Genomic DNA, 3,324 nt, shown 5'->3' on the forward strand with positions numbered 1-3,324 from the left:
GTGACGTTCCGCGGCGACTGCGTGGGTGCGGGTTCTCTCGCCCTCTCTGCCGGAGGGGCCCAGTGCCGCGCCGGCCGCCCGCACGGTGTACTGCTCGCGCGTGCCCTCCTGAGGTCGGCTGCCGATAGGTGCTGCGGTCTCGTCGAATTCCGCAGCCTTCGGGGCGTTGGCATGGGCATCCGGGGTGAGCTCGGGGTCGTCGGCGTAAAAGGTTGCGTGCCGCTCGGGGTCTCCGAAGCGATTGCGGCGCCGACCGCGCGGCTGGAAGGTGTCGGGAGCGTCGAACGAAACGTCCGGTCCGGGAGCGGGTTGGTCCATTCCCCCTGGCCGAGGACGCCGTGGTGTCTGTTGCCGGGCTTGGCCCGGGGAACGCCCACCTTGTTCGGAGTCTGCCGTCGGCGGCTCATCGTCGTCCCGGGCCTCATCGGTAGGCCGGGCGAAGACAGTACGGAGAACCTCGCTGACTTCCAGAGTCAGCTGCTGGAAGGTTTCCGGCGAGATGTTCAGTCGCGCCTCGACCTCGTCGGGCGAGAGGCCTTGCATGAGTGCGCCGACCACGAGTTCGGCGGTAGCCGGGTCCGGTAGGTCTTGCAGTGCCGCGCGTACCGTGGTCGCAAACTCGACGTCGGCCGTGGCAAGAGTTGGGTCGGCCACTTGCCGCGGACGATCCATCCCCGGCGCGTTGGCATCGAGCGATGACGTCTTTCCGGCGATGAGCTGCTGGGCACCTCTGACCTCGGTGGGAGCGAGATCCAGCGCTGCGGCGATCTGGTCGACTTCTGGTCGTCTACCGGTCTTTTCGACATGGCGATTGACGAACGTGTAGACCCGGACCACCAGTAGTCGTGTCGGTCTGTCGAGGTTGGGGAACCTTGATTCGAAATATGAACTCAGCATCGCGCCGCGGACACTGCGCCAGGCGTGGGCGGCGAACGGCGGTCCGCCCGGCACATGATTGCGGATCGCGCCGAGTATCGCCTCTCGGAACCGCTGGGAGAGATCCTCGACAGATTCCGGCAGAGAATTCCAGCGTCGAGCGGCTGCGATGGCGATCCAGTCGAACTGTTCGAAGATCGTGTTTCGGATCCGCGTCTCGTCCGAGGACCCGACCGGTGCGTCTATCAGTTGCCAGAACAGCGTGTCTTCCGGTCTTTCCTCCGGGGTGCCAGGAACCAAGAACTGCTCGACCGCCTCGCGAAGTATTTCCCGTGGCATGTCTATCGAATCGCGCAGTCTTCGAAGGAAATCGAGCGTTGCTCGACCCCCGTTTTCGACATCGGCGACCGTCCGTTGATGGCGTTCCATCCGGGTGGCAAGGTCCTTCTTGGTCAGCCCGTGATGTTGCCGGACCGCCGTGACCCATTCTCCGATCGATGCGCGGTCACGCGCGCGAGGTATCGATGTACCGAAATAGTCTTGCAGTTCGGGAGCAAAGCGGCGGAGGGCATCCTGCATGATCTCGATGGGAATGCCCAGCGCTATACGCAGATCGCGGAGGAGTCGAGGACCGATGGGGCGATTGGTGTCCTCCGCGTCCCATATTGCGACGCGATGGTCATTTATTCGGTTCGCCAGTTCTTGCCGGCTCCAGCCGAAACGTTCGCGGTTGGCGCGGAGCCAGTCGCCCAAGGTATCGAATGCAGGATCGTTCGGATCAGGCACCGTGAACCGCCGCTGTGCGACTGCGATCATCTGCTCGGGAATGCCGAGTGCGCCGGCGATGTGGTGCAACAACTCCTCCGGCAGGCTTTCACTGTGCTCTGCTTGCCACACACGCTTTTTGGAAAGGCCGGCGCGGTCGGCCACTTCTTGTTGGGTCCAGATTCGACGCAGACGGTTGGCTGTCAGCCAATCTCCGATCGTCTCGAACCGCGGGTCTCTAGGATCGGGAGCGGTGGCGCTGAAAGGGTCGGCCAAGTGCGGCGTGAATCGAAGTGTCGCCGCGTGCAGTGTGGCGCGAGGGATTCCGAGCGCCTTGCCGAAGGCTCGCAGATGGTTCCGTGTGACGGCAATGTCTTTTTCTGCTTTCAAGACCGCTTCATGACCCCGGCCCATGCGAGCCGCAAGGCGCTTCTGTGTCCACCCGTGCTGTTCACGCACCACAAGCAGCCAGTCACCCAACGTTCGGAATTCCGGTTCGGTCGGGTCCGGAATAGGATCTCTGAAATGATTTGCCAGGGGCAGATCGAAAAAGAGAAGCGCAGAAACGAGTTCGGCGTCCGATATGCTGAGCGCATCGACTATGTCACGCAGATAACCGAGACCGGGGCGGCGGCGGCCGTTTTCCACCATGGACACCGCTGTCCGATGACGCCCCATCAGGGCGCCGAGTTGCGTCTGGTCCAAATCGTGGCGTTCCCGGACAGCTCCGAGCCAGTCACCGATCGACTCGAATTCCGTCGGATCCGGCGTCGTGAAACGCCGCTCGGCAAGCAGAAGGGTCTCATCGGGTATCGAGAGAGCGGCGGCAAACGCACGCAGAAAGTCCGGGGTGACAGTGCCGCCCCCCTCGACCTCTCGTACGGTGAAGACCGACACGTCCATCCGGTCGGCGAGTTGCCCGATCGTCCAGCCGTGTTGTTTCCGCACGGCCGTCAACCACTGGTTCAACGTCCGGTATCGGGGATCGGTCGGTTCCGCAACCGAATCGGTCAGGTAGTCCGACAACTCGGGTGCGAAACGACGAGCCGCGGCGCGCAGAGTTTCGTCCGGTAGACCATATGCGGAGCCCACTCCCCGCAGATAATTGAGAGTTACTCGTTGCTGCCCCTTCTCCGTCCTTCGAATCGCGGTGGCGTGGAGGCCGATCCGGCCAGCGGCTGTCTTCGCCGTCCACCCATGATGTTCGCGCAGCGCGACGAACCACTCGCCGATAGTTCGGAATCGGTCTTCGGTCGGTTGTGGGATCGAGTCGGCGAAATGGTCCGCGAGCCGGGGTTCGAAACGTGCAACGGCGGAACGCACAACCTGTTCGGAAAGATCGACGGCCGCAGCATATTCGCGTAGATAGTCTGCGGTGACAGCGAGTCGGCCCAGTTCGATGCTGGTTACCCAGCTTTCGCTACGGCCCATACGAGCCGCGATATCCGGTCGGCTCAGCTCGCGGCGTTTACGGTCGGCCATGAGCCACTGGGCCATCGTATCGAAACTGTTGTCGGTCGGGTCTGCCCCGGCCCGGTTGGCGTCGGTGTCTTCGGCGGGTGTGGTTGGATCGCCCTCGGGGTGGGGTCGGTGTAGTTCGAACCAGGAGGATTTGCCCGAGCCGTCGTCGAACGTGGTTATGCCGGATTCGTCGGCGGCGGCCGCCATCATCGGCAGGCCACG

1 protein-coding gene is annotated in these 3,324 nt (G+C 63.4%); it reads right to left on the reverse strand.

Features of this window, described 5'->3' with window-relative positions; all coding sequences use genetic code 11:
• Positions 1 to 3,324, reverse strand: a 3,324-nt coding sequence (locus tag IG65_RS35470) for a helix-turn-helix domain-containing protein (RefSeq protein WP_156055928.1), incomplete at both ends; no start/stop codon positions are given.

It is taken from the genome of Nocardia sp. NRRL WC-3656 (genome assembly GCF_000720265.1).
Taxonomy (GTDB): Bacteria; Actinomycetota; Actinomycetes; order Mycobacteriales; family Mycobacteriaceae; genus Nocardia; species Nocardia nova.